The following is a 14776-nucleotide window of genomic DNA, read 5'->3' on the forward strand; positions in this document are numbered from 1 at the left end:
AAGCAAGATGAGCACTGTTGTTCGTATTCGAGAGATTACGCCAGACGATGCTGAGGCTTTTCTGTCGCTTTGTAAGCGCCTTGATCAGGAGACGCGCTTTATGCTACTGGAGCCTGATGAGCGCACCCTGATGCCAGACGAGCAACGGCAAGCGCTTGAAAACCTGCTGGCGACCGGTCGCTCGACCATTTTTGTGGCAGAAGCTGGGCAGAGTGGCGAGCTGGTTGGCTACCTGGCCATCAATGGAGGAACCTATCGGCGCGAACGTCAGCGGGCTACACTGGTCATCGGCATACTCCAGGCCTTTACAGGCCAGGGGATTGGCAGCCGTCTCTTCCAGGCGATGGAGCACTGGGCCCGGCAACGGAGCTTTCATCGTCTGGAATTAACCGTGATGGTCCATAACCAGCGCGCACTGGCCCTCTATCTCCGGCAAGGCTTTATGATTGAGGGTCTGCGCCGTCAGGCCCTCGTCGTCGATGGGCAGTATATCGATGAATACTACATGGCGAAACTCCTTGAATAAGCCTTCGGCATCGGCGGGGACGAGAGAGCAGCGTGGGCCGGTCTGCTGAACGGAACAGCTCTTTCGTCGGAGCTACAAACATGCTACAATAACAACCATGAGTGAGCTAACCTCGCGTATTGAACGCCTGCAATGGCGAGTCCACGAAACGATGGTGCGCCTTTGACCTGGCGCACAAACGAGAACAGCTTGCGGCTCTAGAGGCGGAGACGCTCCAACCCGATTTCTGGTCCGACAATCGGCGGGCCCAGTCTCACATGCAGCATCTCACAGCATTGCGTGAAGAAATCGAGACCTGGGAGAGACTAGAGAAGCAGCTTCAGGAGCTGCAGGAGTTAGCGCAATTGCTGGAAGAGGAGCCGGATGCCGATCTGGAGGCTGAGGTCACGCGCTCGCTGAATGCCGTGGAGCAAGAAGTAGAGCAGCTTGAGCTGGCTCTGCTCTTCAGCGGCGAGCACGATGAACGCGACGCTATTCTCAGCATCCATGCTGGTAGCGGCGGCGTCGATGCCCAGGATTGGGCCGAGATGCTGCTACGCATGTACTTGCGCTGGGCCGAGCGGCATCGCTTCCGCACCCAGATCTACGAGTACAACGAAGGTGAGGAGGCAGGCATCAAGAGCGCCACGGTCGAGATCGCAGGACGCTATGCCTATGGCCACCTGCGTTCCGAGATCGGAACCCATCGTCTCATTCGCCTCTCGCCTTTCGATGCCGCCCATCGCCGCCATACCTCCTTTGCTCGCGTCGAGGTTATCCCCGATATTGAGGACACCATCGAGGTAACCATTCGCCCCGAAGACCTCGATATCGATACCTATCGCTCGACCGGCGCTGGCGGCCAACATGTCAACAAGACCGATTCGGCGGTGCGCATCCGCCATATTCCAACAGGGATCGTGGTCACCTGTCAAAATGAGCGGTCGCAGATCCAGAACCGCGAGGTGGCGATGCGCATCCTGCGGGCGCGCCTCTACGAGTTGGAGCGCCGCAAGCGTGAGGAGGAAGTCGCGCGTCTCAAGGGCGAGTATGTCCAGGCCGACTTTGGAACCCAGATCCGCACAGTCACCTTGCATCCGTATACGATCGTCAAGGATCATCGCACCGGATATGAGACCAGCGATACCCAGGGGTACCTGGCCGGCGATCTTGATCCCTTTATTCGCGCGTACCTCCAGATGCAGGCGCAGCAGGCGGCGAGCGTCCAGCGCTAACCTGGCAGCCTGGCGGTGCCTGCTTACTCGTAGGTGGAAGAAGAGCTAGGCGGAGCCAGGCCAGTGATGGCGCCCTCTGCCGCCGCTGGCCTGGCTCGCCGGTCTCCACTCCCTTTCAGAGCGAAGCAAATTCGCGCAGACCGTAGTAGCGCTCGGGATAGCGCAGCTTGCGTAGTGCCTTCACCTCGATCTGGCGAATGCGCTCGCGCGTCAGTTTGAAGCGGGCGCTCACCTCGTCCAACGAGTGAGAACAGCCATCCTGCAAGCCATAGCGCATCTCAAGAATCGTGCGCTCGCGGGGATTGAGAATCTCCATTGCCTGCTGAAGATGGTCATGGAGTCGCTGACGTGCTTCGCTGTCCTCGGGGGCCATCATGCTGGGGTCCTCCAGCGTGTCGGCCAGATGATACTGTTCGTCATCGGCTACCGGAGCATCGAGAGAGACTGGCTGCTCCGAGATATTGAGAAGCTCGACAATGCGCTCCTTGGGAAGGCCGACCTCGGCAGCTAGCTCCTCGGGCAGCGGCTCAACGCCTTGCTCCTGATAGATGCGTCGGGCCACGCGCTTAATGCGGTAAATGAGTTCTACAACGTGCACTGGGATATGAATCGTGCGCGAGTGCTCAGCGATCGCCCGGCTGATGGCCTGACGAATCCACCAGGTGGCATACGTGCTGAAGCGGAACCCGCGGCGGTAGTCGAATTTCTGAGCTGCCCGCATGAGGCCGATGTTCCCTTCCTGAATCATGTCGAGGAGAGGTAGCCCCTGGTTCGTGTAGCGCTTGGCGATGCTAACAACGAGACGGAGATTTGACTCGATGAGACGCTGGCGAGCACGAAGGTCGCCTTGGGCCACGCGCTCGGCGAGCATTAACTCCTGTTCTGCAGTCAGCAGCGGATAGGAGCCGATTTCTTTCAAGTAGAGCTTAACAGTGTCATCGATGGCACTGCGTTCTGATGTCTCCTCTCCATCCTCATCCTCGTCCTCCTCTTCTCCCAGCTCAGCGAGGACAGCCTCTTCGCTTTCCAGGTCGAGATCGGAGGGGCCAGGCTCATCGAAAGCGGCGGCGGCCTGACGGCTGCGTTTGTTGCTATGCCTGGGTTGCCCCGCTCTCTTCGTTGGACGCTGGGCCGCAAAAGTCATGTCATCCATCTCAAGCAGACCAAGATGCGTCTCTGCCTTGTTTCCTCGCACTCCCATTACTCAAGCTCCTTATGGCGCAGATGAGGTCGCGTTGATCACGCTGCTCATGCAACCGATGCCAGTGGATTGAAATGGCCGCCCTGACTGAAGAACCAGGTGCGGCGCAGGATTTGCGCTCCCACATTTCTCTGGATTCGCAAAAAGCGTGCCAAAGGGTAAGGGAAGGTCGCAAAAAAGGCGAGGAGACCATGAGCCTGATGGCGAAGGGCCAGCCCGGCCTTGTCTCCGGGCGGAGAGATCAGAGAGCAGAGCGCCTGGCGAGCCGAAAGACGCTGATGTACCATCCAGGAATCTACTGGAGGGCGAAGAGATTTCCATCTCTGGGGAATTTTACTCACCCGGCTGCCTAGCCGGCCAGGCACCAGGCAGCTCTGCGCCGGCACTCGCTCGCCTCGCGGTAAGCCGCCAGGTTGCCAAAGGTGCAAGGGACTGGTGCAGACGGCGTCTCCCTGGACCGGGCCAGGGCTTGCTTCTCCCTGGTATGCTAATGTGTAGAGTGAGCAAACAGGCGGCGGAGTGGAGCAGGAGACGAAGCGCAAGAGGAGGATGCTGGTGAGGGCAAGCTCAGGTACGTTCACGTCAGCCCCCATCCTGGCCTCAGACGACGCTGACGATCCTCAGCCACGCTTGCTTCTTGCTTGCCATTTCGGCAGAAACAATTGTGTGTGACGAATAGATATGTTATAATCGTGTGGTATCGAAGAGATACACGCGCGAGCGGTTGGGATTGGCCGTTCCCAGCAAAACCGACCCCTCATAGGGAAAGAGGGTGTCACACAAGAGACAATCTGTGGTATGATAGCGGCGGCATGGACTATGTATGACTGCTGTGGGGACGCGGATGCAGAGGCGGAGGCTCCCCCTCGGCTTACTTCTTCGCCCAGCCTCGCCTGGTCTCGTGGTTAGGCAGGCGAATACAATCCTCCAGAGAGAAGGAAGGAGGCGATTTCGTGGAATTCTCGTTTCCTCGGTGTCGCAAATGTAGTGAAGGTGATCTGGTTCCGCTTTCGGACTTCGGCAGCCAGGGAGCTTCTATCGAGTACAAGGCCTGGGTCTGTACCAATCCCTCTTGCCTGTACAACATCAAGATTAGGAATGGAGATATCATCATTAATGAACCCATTAGTGATGGCTCTCTCCATCAGTACCGTGGCAGCCGCTCGTGAACCGGCCTCCAATCGCTAAGATCCCATCCATAATCAACGCAGTACCTGGATGGCTACGGTGGTGGGCAACAGGGATACCCGCCGCTGCCCTGCCCCCGATCCGGTTCGGTCGCGTGCAACGGGTTTCTTTGTGTGTTTAGCTGCTGAAAAGACGCTGGCACGGTGCTCTTGCTCTGCCTGATGCCTTTTCAGATTCAGCGCGCACTTGTAAAGCGAGGGCGTTCTCACCTGCCGCACGGCTCCGTCCCAGGTGAGCAGGCCCTCACTTACAAGTTCGCCACATTCGCTCTCTTCGCCCGCCGCTTCCTGCCCGGCTAATCCCCCAGCTCTTGGCTCTCTCCCGTGCCACGCAGGGCTTGCTTTCAGCTTTGGCAAGGTCTGTCAGTTGAGATGGCGCATGTCGAGTGCGAGCGCCGCTACTGTCCCTGCCTGCTGCTCTCTTCAATTGCTTGTTGCCTTTCTCGCAGCCCGGTGAACGCACGTGAGCTGGACCTCCCTTTACTTCTCAGGCGGGAATCGTCTACAATGAAAGCTGATGGCTGGGACCGGCAGGGGGCGAGTGAGACCTGTCAGTCTGCTGGTCTGGCCCCTTCTTGTCGTCTGCCTTTGCGCCCGATCATGGGCAGTCAACGCCTGCTTTTCCGAGATGGTAGGGCAGATGTGGAAGGAGAGCGCAGCGCGCTGTTGGCGAACGATTGAGCTGAAGTCTCTGATCGCCTGAAGGAGTCGAAATCACGGTGCTTAATAGATTTTTTGGTCGTAAACCAAAAGAGGAAGAAGGAGCTGCCAGGCAAGAAGAAAACGTTGCGGGGCAGGAGCGGAAGGGAGCGGACTCGGCGTTCGAACAGCGGCTGAGCTTTCTCAAGGCCAGCCTGAGTCGTACGCGCCGGCTCTTCGGGCGGGTGCAGGAGAGTTTCCGGCAAGACGAGCCGCTGACTGACACCTTCTGGGATGAGCTTGAGGAGTCCCTCATCGAGGCCGATGTAGGAGCCAGCACCACAACCTGGCTGCTTGAGCGTCTGCGCGAGCGGGCTGAGCAGGAGCACTTGCGTACAACCTCGCAAGTGCGGCGTGCCCTGCGCGAAGAACTGCTGGCCCTGCTCGGCAAAGCGGCGCCATTGCGCTTTGCCACTCAGGCGCCGCTAACGGTCATGCTCATCATCGGGGTCAATGGCTCGGGTAAGACCACTACGGTGGCCAAACTCGCCTACCGTCTCAAGCAAGAGGGCCATCGCGTCATCCTGGCGGCTGCCGATACTTTCCGCGCTGGAGCGATCGAGCAGCTAAAAACCTGGGGTGAGCGCATCGATGTGCCAGTCATCAGCCAGAACCCCGGTTCTGATCCCGGGGCGGTGGTCTATGATGCCATTCAGGCTGGCCTCTCCCGGGGCCATGATGTCTTGCTGGTTGATACTGCCGGACGCTTACACACGAAGTTCAATCTGATGGAGGAGCTGAAGAAGATCGGGAAGGTGGTGCAGAAGTTCCTGCCCGAGGGGCCCCAGGAGCTGCTCATTGTGATCGATGCGACCACGGGCCAGAATGCGCTGTTGCAGGCCCGAAAGTTCGCTGAAGATGTTGGCCTAACTGGCGTCATCATTACCAAGATGGATAGTACGGCCAAGGGCGGCTTTGCCTTTGCTGTGGCCGACGACCTGGGCGTGCCTATCAAGTTCCTCGGTACCGGCGAGAAGGTCACCGATTTGATGCCCTTTGATCCAGAGAGCTTCGTAGAAGCACTTCTGGCCCAGGATGAATAGCGAAGTCAAACAACTGCTGCTGCTACAGATAAGGGCAACATCAACGACGCATCGCAACGTCACAAACATAAGAGGGTACTGTTATGGCGAAGGAAGCGGCGGGCTCTTCCGGTGGGCCGCAGCCTGAGCGGTCTTCAGGACCGGGGGTTGCTCCCGATAATTTGATGGTTAAATGCCCCAAATGTAAGGAGATCCTCTATAGCCGAGACTGGGAGAAGAATTTAAAGGTCTGCTCGCGCTGCAACTATCACTTCCGCTTGACCGCCCATGAGCGGGTCAGCCTCCTGCTTGATCCCGGCAGTTTTGTGGAGCTGGACGCAGCGATGGTCTCGGTTGATCCTCTGAACTTTGTGAGCCGTTCCCAGTCCTATACGGAAAAGCTGCAAGAAGAGCGGGCAAAGGTCGGCCTCAATGAGGCGGCGATCCGTGGCTATGGCACGATTGAGGGGCTACCGCTCTCGCTAGCGGTGATGGATTTCCGCTTTATCGGCGGGAGCATGGGCTCGGTGGTGGGTGAGAAGGTGACGCGCGCTATCGAGCTGGGCCTGGAGCGCCGCTGGCCGGTGCTGGTGGTCTCGACCTCTGGTGGAGCGCGCATGCAGGAGGGTTTCTATTCACTGCTGCAGATGGCCAAGACGGTCGCCGCTCTGGCGCGCCTGAGTGAGGCCCGCATTCCCTATTTCAGCTTGATTACTGATCCGACTACGGGTGGCGTCACTGCCAGCTTTGCCATGCTTGGTGATGTGATCCTGGCCGAGCCGGGGGCTTTGATCGCCTTTGCCGGTCCGCGCGTCATCGAGCAATTTATGCATGTGAAGTTGCCCGAGGGAACGGTCAATTCCGAGTTTGTGCTCCAGCATGGGATGATCGATGCTGTGGTCCATCGGCGCGAGTTGCGCGCCACACTGGCCCGCCTGCTGCGCCTCTATAAGGTTCCGGAGGCTGAGCGGGAACAGCGGTCTGCCCCCGCTGCGCAGTCGTCGGTCGAGGCGGCAACACTCTTGTCTCGCCAGCCATCGCCGTCGCGGGCCGAGGTTGGAGGAGGTCAGGATGGTCTACGATCTTGAGTTTGAGAAGCCCCTGGCGGAGCTAGAAAAGCGCATTGCCTCCCTGCAGCGTAAGGGGGAGCGCCTCCGCCCGGAGGAGCATGTCCAGTTGCAGGAGTACGAGCGCGAGCTGCGCCGCCGCACGGAGGAGATCTATCGCGGTCTGACTGCCTGGCAGACGGTTCAGGTGGCGCGCCACAAGGATCGCCCCTATACCGCTGATTTCATCCACCTGATGTGCGAGGAGTTCTTCGAGCTGCATGGCGATCGCCGCGTGGGCGATGATCACGCCATCATCGGCGGCCCGGCCCTCTTCAACGGGGAACCAGTGATGATCATCGGCCACGAGAAGGGGCGCGGCATGCGCGAGAAGATGTATCATAACAACGGCATGCCTCACCCAGAGGGCTACCATAAGGCCATTCGCCTCATGGAGCAGGCCGAGAAATTCGGCTATCCGGTCATCTGCCTGGTCGATACTCAGGGGGCCTTCCCTGGCCTGGAGGATGAGGAGCGGGGTCAGGGCAGCGCTATTGCGGCCAGCCTCTATGCGATGGCTCGCCTGCGCGTACCCATCATTGCGGCGGTAATTGGTGAGGGAGGAAGCGGCGGCGCTCTGGCCATCAGCGTGGCTGACCGCTTGCTGATGCTGGAATATAGTATTTATACGGTGGCTGCTCCGGAGGCCGCCGCCTCGATTATCTGGCGCGATAAGGTCTATGCCCCCCAGGCGGCAGAGGCCATGCGCATCAGCGCGCGCGAGCTGTACGCTTTGGGGCTGATCGATGAGCTGGTGCCTGAGCCCCTGGGCGGTGCTCACCATAACCATCGGCTGGCGGCGGAGAATCTCAAGGCGGCCCTCGTCCACCATTTGCAGGAACTGAAGCAGATTCCAGTTGATCGCCTGGTGCAGATGCGCTACGAGAAGTATCGCGCGGTCGGACCATTTGGTTTTGCCTCGTGAGTACAAGAAGGGCCTGGAGCGCACGGTTTTCTGCTCGCTCACCCGGGGCTTGACGTCAGTCGCAGACTTTTGTATACTGGAAGCTGCCAGAGCGAAGGGCAGGTATGCTTGCTGTCAGCCTGGCAGCTTTTCTGAGTCTGAGTAGCTGTTTGGCACATTGCTCCTGGCTCCAGAGCCGGTGTGGCGGAATGGTATACGCGCCTGTCTCAAAAACAGGTCCCGTAAAGGGTTGTGAGTTCGAGTCTCACCACCGGCACCTCCATACCATAGAGGAAGAGGGCGGAATGGCATTCTCTATGAAGAGTGTCGTTCCGCCCTCTGCTTTTGCTTTCCTTGAGAGCTGGCTGCCCTGATCCTGTGCCTTACCGCCTTAACTCGCGCTGCCGGGATAGGGCAGGGCTGAAGGCCGAAGGAGGGCGGCTGGCCATCTCCCCTGCCCGCTGCCGCTGGCTGAAAACGGGCTAGCTATGGAAAGCAAAGACTCCGAAGATGAGCGAGGCGAGTAACAAGGCGAAGAGTGTATTAAAAAGGGTGGCCAGGCCGTAGACCAGCACTGGGCGTAGCCCGGCCTCTCTAAAGCCCTCTAGCCGGAAGCCCAGGCCGATGCTCACGAAGGCCAGGGTGAAGAACCAGGTCCGCAGCGCGTTGAGATCGTTGATGATCGCCTGACTGGACTGCAGAAGATGTAGGTTGATTAGAACCGTCATAACGAGCGAGGCCAGAATGAAGCCAATGACGAACTTGGGGAAGCGGGTGAAGATCTCGCTCCAGCGCGGTCGCTCGCGCCCGCTGTCCTGCTCGACGCGCGTGATCCAGTACAGGGTGAGCAGGAAGGCGATCAGGCCGATGAGTGCGTTCTGCGAGAGCTTGACGACGGTGGCATATTGCAGGGCTACCTGCCCGGCGATGGCACCGCTGGCCGTAACGGCGGCGGTAGTATCGATGTTGCCTCCAATCCAGGCCCCTGCTACTGCTTGACTGAGGTGCAGCCACTGAGCAATGAGAGGCTGCAGGAAAATCAGCGGCAGCGAGAAGACAATCACCAGGCTGGCGACATACCCCAGTTGCTCGCGCCTGGCCTGCACTGCTGCGGCGGCGGCAATGGCCGCGCTGACGCCGCAGATCGAAACGGAGGCCGCGATCAGGGCGCGCAGATGGCGCTCCAGCTTGAAGGCCCCGCCGAGGAACCAGGCGGTCAGGAAGACCGAGGTGATCAGCAGGACGGCCTGAATGATACCCCCTATACCAATTTTGAGGAGATCAAAGAGATTCAGGCCAGCTCCGAGGAGAATGACGCCCGTTTTGAGAAATAGCTCAGTGCGAAAGGCTGCGGCCAGCCGCTCACGCCAGCCAAGGAGCGTCAGAAGGCCGTTGGCCAGCAGGCCCAGGGCAATGGCGTACACGGGAAATTCGATGCTGCTGAGTGTGCGTCGGACGGTGCCGCTAAAGAAGGTGGGGAGAACCTTGGTCAGCCACCACACGGCTACGCTCAGGACGAAGACGATCAGCAGGGAGCCGAGCAAGGTGACCCACGATGCTCCCGGTCTGCGCTCGCTGGATGCAGAAATAACTGAGGTGCTTGTGCTCACGTGTCGCTCCTCCTCTCCTTTCCTTGGCCATGTCTACGGTCCAGCTCACTAATGCCTTGATAAAGATTCGGCCAACCGGACGAACTGACGTCTACTCAGCCGGTTATGGAATGGAATGCAAAATACGGGTGACGATCAGAATGATCAGAACCAGACCCAGGATGAGGGCCCACCAGTCTTCGTTCAGCAGACGGTACCAGGGACGGACAGCGACGCTGCCACTCGCGCTTGCAACTGGACCCTGGCCGATCCCACTAGAAGCTGCCTCTTCTGCTGGCTGGTCAATGTCGTTGGTCGACAGCGGCTGGTTTTCCTCTGTGGCCATGATCGTTTCTTTCCTCCTTCTCTCTTCCCAGACTCATAGTGCGCATAGAGTGACGAAAGGTGCTCCGCGCTCGCTGGCGTAGAAAGCTGGCTCTTCCTGCGCCTGGGGGTCCTTTCTGGTAGACACAGCACTGCCGAGTCTGGTGACTCTAAAGTTGACATTGTTGATTAATTTTGTAATGAAAGTGTGCCATAGCAACAGCCTCGCTGTCAAGGCCCAGACGAGAAAGCTGGTTTGCCGGTAGAGAGAGCGAGCAAAGAACGAAAGGTGAACGCTGCTCTTGGGGTCTCGCTCTATACTAGGGGAGGGGAAAGCGATGAGCCTGGTGCGTGATTCCTGGCGGCGCAAAGGCGCTGCTCAGCGCCTGCCGTGCGTTGTGGGGAGCAGCCAGTGTGGCTGCTCCCTTCGATGCTAGCGGTGAAGCACGCTGATTTCTCCGGCTGAGAGTAGTGCGACCGTTCCTTTTCAGCAGAAAACAGTTCTTCAGAGAGGTCCAGGATTGCTTTTCTGTCTGGATTAGCCCTACTGCAGATGAAATCGAAGCGCTCCTGTGTCAGCTGATAGCCCTCTTCTGCCTCTCACCTGACCAGACACAGACACGCGAGCAAGAAACTTCTCTTTCTGGTCATCCCGTTTAGCAAGGGTGGGGCGACCAGTGTGGAGAATTTGCAATTACTCTGCCGGAAATGCAACGCCAGGAAACGAGATCATCTCTAGGCCACGAAGGTGAAGAGGGAGAGATCCTTTGAGCCGACGAGGAGCAGTCAGACGTGCGGTCGGACTGCTCCCCGTGATCCTGGAGCCAGCAAACAGTGCTGAACACGCTCCCTTGTGGCTCAGCCTGCTCCTCTCACGATGTTGTTGTGGGGCGCAATGCTGGAGGAGCGAGCAGCAGCACCGAGGGGACACGCTCAGGAGCGGCGAGGCGCAAGAGTGCAAAGCCGGTCCCCGCCAGTCCTGTCATCAGTCCGGGTGTTTCCACCCCGAACGGTACACCACAGACCCAGCCCTGATGCTCCATGTTCTCTAGCAAGGCCGCGGCGATGCGTGGGATGTGTTCAGCGAAGGTCTCGCCGGGTAGCAGGCGGGCGGCGGTGATCAAGATATCCAGATTGCCCAGGTCCCCATGACAGAGGGAATGGTTCAGGCCAAAACCCTGGGTCAAGGTCGTACGCAAACCGGCTTTGATCTCCTCTGTCAGCTCCTGGTCATCGAGCAGCGAGAGCAGGGCCAGGCGCGACAGAGCGATCCCGGGGGCGCCATGACACCAGGCCACCATATAGTTCTCCCTCGCGGGCTGGCTGGCACTTGAAGAAGGTGGACGCTGGCGCAGATCCAGCCAGTTCTGGCGTGAGGGTGAGAAAAGCGTGCGCTCATAGGCCAGTGCTGCACGGGCCATCTCGGCAAAGCGTGTCTCTCCGCTGACCTGAGCCAGCTGCATCAGGTACAAGGCGATCCCCGCGTTCCCGTGAGCAAAGCCAGCCAGCGCGACCGGTTGACGCGTCGTTGGCCAACCGCAGCCGCTCTGTGCTTGAGGTTGAGCGTGGGCGAGCAGATGCTCGCCGCAGCGAATTGCTGCTGCCAGGGTCTCGGACGAAGGAGAAACATCCTGCAGGCAGAGCAGCGCTGCGATAGCGCCTGCGGCTCCGCCGATTACATCATAGACCTGATCCTGCTCAATCTTAGCCAGGAGCGGGGGAACCAGTTCCTCTGCTTGACGATAGAGAGCAGGCTCGCGCCAGAGAGCGCCCAGGTGGCAGAAGAGGTAGATCAAAGAGCCGAGGCCGTTGAAGGCGCCGATTCCGTAAGCGCGGGGAAAGTACTTGCGGCGCATAATCTGCTGCTGGATCGTGTGCAGGGCCATCCGGGCCAGCTCGGTATGGCGTTGCTCGCCTGTCAGGTGGCCCAGATAGGCCAGAAAGAGTGTGATGCCAGCCAGCCCATTGTAGAGATCGCCATCGGCGGGCAGCAAGTGCCACTCGCGGTCGTTCACCGGTGTCACGCCTAGCCAGCCGACATACTCCCCCTGGTAGAGAGCAAACTGACGCAGGCGGTTACCGATCGCCGAGGCAGCGGCCAGCAGCCGCTCCAGGGTTGGAGAAGTGCGAGCGGGATGCAGCTCCAGGCGTGTATAGCTCTGGGGAGTGGTTGCGTCGATCATGCTTGTGAAGGAAGCGCGAATAATCCACAGCTGCTTCTCCAGGTCCAGCTCGCTCAGCTCGGCCAGGCGTCGGCGCACCACTTCCAGACCAGGCTCGCTGAAGAAAGCAGACAGGCGTTCGCCCTCTGACGTAAAGAGATCGGTTGAAGCCGCTGTCGTAGTAAAGACTGGAACATCCCCACGCCACAAGTCACGCCGCTCAGCGGGGATCAGCGGCACCAGATACGGAAGGCGCTCTGTCGTAGCCCACAGCCGGTCAAAGAGGCGATCGCGATCCAGGGCATCGCGCAGCACATTGGGATGCAAACTATCGATCAGCAGCTGCGTATAAATCCGTGTTGGGCGGAGCACGCAGCGAACCTCAGCGTCGGCAAAGCGCGGAAGATAGGTCTCCAGCAGCTCCGAGCGCTGGGCCATGAGGAGGCGGTAGGCGCGAGTAAAGCCCTCGATGATGCACTGGCTGTAATCCAGAACATTGATATCCTGGTCATTGAGGCGCGGGCGATTCTCCTTCACGGGCAGCTCGACGCGTTCGTTGGTCAGGCGCATCTCATCGGTGCCTGTGCCTTTCCAGGTAGGAACAGGGCGCGGTGAGAGCTGGCCGGGCTGGCCGCCGAGGCCGCTCATATCGATCCCCTCACCCTCCTGGTTTGACCAGAGGCGTTGTGGCAACAAGCCCACGCGCAACACCGAATGGCCGATGGCCTCCAGGCCGGGCGCGCCCTGAGCCTGCAACACCTCGGGATTAATCTGGGGTAAGAAGAGCGTCTCCAGATCGATCAGCATCGGATACTCGCCGGAGGCGATAATGTTCTCCGCATGAAAGTCCGAGGCCTCCAGTGCGTAGAGCAAGGCCAGGTAGGCGCCCTGGCGCAGATAGAAGCGCTCGATCTCCTCACGAGAAGAGCAGTGGCGAGCCTGGACAAACTCGACCCAACCATAGTGTCCCCGATCAAGGACTGTCAGCGTGCGCAGAGGTGGGCTGAAGCCTCGTTCATTCATCCAGGCGAGCAGCTCCTGAAAATGGCGGTCGATAGCCAGCGAGCGCGGTTTATAAACCAGGCGGAAACCGGTGTCCCAGCGCAGCAAGATCACACTCTGCCCGTTGCGATGCAGGTCGCCGGCGCCCTGGTGAATCTCGCACAGCGAACCGGCCTCGCCATTGGTGAGGAAAGTGGAGCAGATCAGCGGCCAGTCGTCGGTGAGGCGTTCCAGCAGCTCCAGCGAGCGGCAGACCCAGCGCTCAAGCGTCTCCGTTACCAACCGGGCCAGAACCACGTACTCCTGCAGAAAATCGAGAGTTGCCTCACGCTTGCTCAGCTGCTCCAGGAAATACTGAAAGCGCTCCTCCGAAGTGGTTCCTTGCAAGCGGCCCTGAACCCGCGCTACATGAAGCTCCAAGACAATAGCGCGCGAGATCGAAGGCAGCAATAGGCCGGGGATATTGCGAGCCAGCAAATCAAGGACCCTCTCAGCATCGAACGAGGAAGAAAGAGAGCGCCGAGTCAGCTCCCGCAGGCCAGCGGCCAGCTTTCGTCTGGCGCGCCTGATCAAGGGCAGAAAGGGATGGAGGAACGAACGCGTGTGGCTTCCTTCCTCCAGGCCCGACAGAGGAGAGGACCAAACTGTCTCGGCCTCTTCCCCGTTGCCGCTTGGGCCAGCAACGGAAGAGAAAGCCTCACTGAGAGCTAGCAGCCAGGCGGGAGGAGTAGGGCAGCGTGCGCGCAGGGCCTCGGCGGGTTCACCCAGCAGGAGCAGTAGCTCCTCCTCGTCCAGGCTATCCAGTGCCAGGCGGGTAGCAAAGCGACCCTCTTCCTCGCTCAAGGCCGGTAGCTCTTTCCAACGCTGCAGACGCTGCTGGGCCCGCGCCAGAGCCTCTGCCTCAAGCGAATCCAGGGTAGGCGGAAAGGGGGCCGTGCGCAACAAGGCCAGGCGCTCGTTCAACGTCAAAGCGCGGTACCAGTCGGCCTCTTGCCAGCGACCCTGCAGATAGGAAACGGAAGCGGTGATAGTCTCGCTCGTTGTCTCGCTCATGGAATCACGCGCTGGGATGCAGCGCCAGGACAAGCCATCCCTTCGCCTTAGCCGGCGCTAGGAATCCTGGTGCTGCGCTGCATCTCCTTTCTTTCTTCTTCATTGCTCGGTAGTTACCGATGGATTGTGGCAGCAGTCGGTGTCTGCTGCTCAGGTGGCTTGTCAACATGGAAGAACAGAGGTGAGCGGTGCGAAAAGACTGGCAACCGCTGGAAGGTAAAGAGCGCAGTGGTAGCTGATCGCAACTGACTTGCAACGTGCGAAGCATGCAACAGCGGACTCGATCATTGATCATTCTCGGAGGTTCGACCCGGCTTGGAGCAAGCGCTGACAGGCAGAGGACTGTGGAAGAGATTCCCTGGTGTAAGAGTTCAGCAGGCGCCTGCTCGTCTACTCTACTATCTATCCTGAATACTGGATAGGTGAACGAGCGCCAGCAGGCTGAGCCTGTCTTGTCAGAGCAGCCTTAACTGGCGCGAACAGAGGGTCGGGACGGAGTCAGGCATCCCAACCCTCTGTGTATCCTGATCAGGCCATACCGAGACCCCTGGCGTGGGGCGACGACTGCTAGAGACAGCCGCCGGCGGCGTTGGTATTGCAGAGGCCGAGGAGCACAGCCAGGGACTGCAGACAGAGCACGGCAACCGTGTTATTGCACTCGTCGGTGTTGCCGTGACCGCCCTGGACGGCCTCCAGATCTGCATCAGTCAGCTCGACCTCACCGATGGGGCTCTCAGGCAGCAGGCTGAGCTCCTCCTCGCTGAGGCTCTGGCGATAGGCTTCATCT

The 14776-nt window shown here is 59.6% G+C and carries 12 protein-coding genes and 1 tRNA gene; 8 read left to right on the forward strand and 5 right to left on the reverse strand.

Annotated elements, in window-relative coordinates:
* The first annotated feature begins 7 nt into the window (after positions 1-7).
* Both IRZ31_RS05930 and prfB read left to right on the forward strand, forming a co-directional pair.
* Positions 8-526 (forward strand): GNAT family protein, encoded by a 519-nt coding sequence (locus tag IRZ31_RS05930; RefSeq protein ID WP_297150935.1) that lies wholly within the window; start codon positions 8-10, stop codon positions 524-526.
* 97 nt (positions 527-623) lie between these two features.
* Positions 624-1740, forward strand: a protein-coding gene (gene prfB, locus IRZ31_RS05935) for a peptide chain release factor 2 (protein ID WP_363325638.1) whose coding sequence is annotated in 2 segments (ribosomal slippage) — positions 624-689 and positions 691-1740 — 1116 coding nt in all. Because the reading frame shifts where the segments join, the coding sequence is not laid out codon by codon here.
* A gap of 115 nt (positions 1741-1855) precedes the next feature.
* On the opposite strand, the gene IRZ31_RS05940 is transcribed toward prfB, so the two are convergent.
* A complete protein-coding gene (locus IRZ31_RS05940; RefSeq protein ID WP_297150941.1) occupies positions 1856-2941 on the reverse strand; it encodes a sigma-70 family RNA polymerase sigma factor in 1086 nt (361 codons plus the stop codon).
* 953 nt (positions 2942-3894) lie between these two features.
* Between IRZ31_RS05940 and IRZ31_RS05945 the strand changes: the two genes are divergently transcribed.
* The 5 genes from IRZ31_RS05945 (at position 3895) to IRZ31_RS05965 (ending at position 8136) form a co-directional block, all read left to right on the forward strand.
* Positions 3895-4110: a hypothetical protein gene (locus IRZ31_RS05945; RefSeq protein WP_052888209.1), complete on the forward strand. Its 216-nt coding sequence runs from the start codon at positions 3895-3897 to the stop codon at positions 4108-4110.
* 737 nt (positions 4111-4847) lie between these two features.
* Positions 4848-5870 (forward strand): signal recognition particle-docking protein FtsY, encoded by a 1023-nt coding sequence (ftsY, locus tag IRZ31_RS05950; RefSeq protein WP_297150946.1) that lies wholly within the window; start codon positions 4848-4850, stop codon positions 5868-5870.
* 83 nt (positions 5871-5953) lie between these two features.
* Positions 5954-6937 (forward strand): acetyl-CoA carboxylase, carboxyltransferase subunit beta, encoded by a 984-nt coding sequence (gene accD / locus IRZ31_RS05955; protein WP_297150949.1) that lies wholly within the window; start codon positions 5954-5956, stop codon positions 6935-6937.
* Complete coding sequence (locus IRZ31_RS05960; protein WP_297150952.1) at positions 6921-7880, forward strand: acetyl-CoA carboxylase carboxyltransferase subunit alpha; 960 nt, start codon at positions 6921-6923, stop codon at positions 7878-7880. The genes accD and IRZ31_RS05960 overlap by 17 nt, the downstream gene beginning before the upstream one ends.
* 174 nt (positions 7881-8054) lie before the next feature.
* Positions 8055-8136 (forward strand) — tRNA-Leu (locus IRZ31_RS05965).
* A gap of 205 nt (positions 8137-8341) precedes the next feature.
* Here IRZ31_RS05965 and IRZ31_RS05970 read toward each other — a convergent pair.
* Both IRZ31_RS05970 and IRZ31_RS05975 read right to left on the reverse strand, forming a co-directional pair.
* Entirely contained in the window at positions 8342-9469 is a 1128-nt protein-coding gene (locus IRZ31_RS05970) for a putative sulfate exporter family transporter (protein ID WP_297150955.1), read from the reverse strand.
* Between the two features lie 103 nt (positions 9470-9572).
* The gene (locus tag IRZ31_RS05975; RefSeq protein WP_297150958.1) at positions 9573-9794 is read right to left on the reverse strand and encodes a hypothetical protein; all 222 of its coding nucleotides are present in this window, start codon (positions 9792-9794) and stop codon (positions 9573-9575) included.
* A gap of 627 nt (positions 9795-10421) precedes the next feature.
* On the opposite strand from IRZ31_RS05975, the gene IRZ31_RS21350 reads away from it, so the two are divergent.
* Positions 10422-10511: an HNH endonuclease signature motif containing protein gene (locus tag IRZ31_RS21350; protein WP_363325639.1), complete on the forward strand. Its 90-nt coding sequence runs from the start codon at positions 10422-10424 to the stop codon at positions 10509-10511.
* A gap of 133 nt (positions 10512-10644) precedes the next feature.
* On the opposite strand, the gene IRZ31_RS05980 is transcribed toward IRZ31_RS21350, so the two are convergent.
* Positions 10645-13989, reverse strand: coding sequence for a type 2 lanthipeptide synthetase LanM family protein (locus IRZ31_RS05980; RefSeq protein ID WP_297150961.1), 3345 nt, complete (start codon positions 13987-13989; stop codon positions 10645-10647).
* Positions 13990-14556: 567 nt separating this feature from the next.
* A partial coding sequence (locus IRZ31_RS05985; protein WP_297150963.1) for a mersacidin/lichenicidin family type 2 lantibiotic occupies positions 14557-14776 on the reverse strand: 220 nt, incomplete at its 5' end.

This window comes from Thermogemmatispora sp. (assembly GCF_019683635.1).
GTDB lineage: Bacteria > Chloroflexota > Ktedonobacteria > Ktedonobacterales > Ktedonobacteraceae > Thermogemmatispora.

What these genes read in the sequence shown, in the direction of transcription:
- IRZ31_RS05930 (WP_297150935.1), top strand. Translation starts at nt 8, where the DNA reads ATGAGCACTGTTGTTCGTATTCGAGAGATTACGCCAGACGATGCTGAG.
- IRZ31_RS05960 (WP_297150952.1), top strand. Translation starts at nt 6,921, where the DNA reads ATGGTCTACGATCTTGAGTTTGAGAAGCCCCTGGCGGAGCTAGAAAAG.
- IRZ31_RS05940 (WP_297150941.1), bottom strand. Translation starts at nt 2,941, where the DNA reads ATGGGAGTGCGAGGAAACAAGGCAGAGACGCATCTTGGTCTGCTTGAG.
- accD (WP_297150949.1), top strand. Translation starts at nt 5,954, where the DNA reads ATGGCGAAGGAAGCGGCGGGCTCTTCCGGTGGGCCGCAGCCTGAGCGG.
- IRZ31_RS05975 (WP_297150958.1), bottom strand. Translation starts at nt 9,794, where the DNA reads ATGGCCACAGAGGAAAACCAGCCGCTGTCGACCAACGACATTGACCAG.
- IRZ31_RS05980 (WP_297150961.1), bottom strand. Translation starts at nt 13,989, where the DNA reads ATGAGCGAGACAACGAGCGAGACTATCACCGCTTCCGTTTCCTATCTG.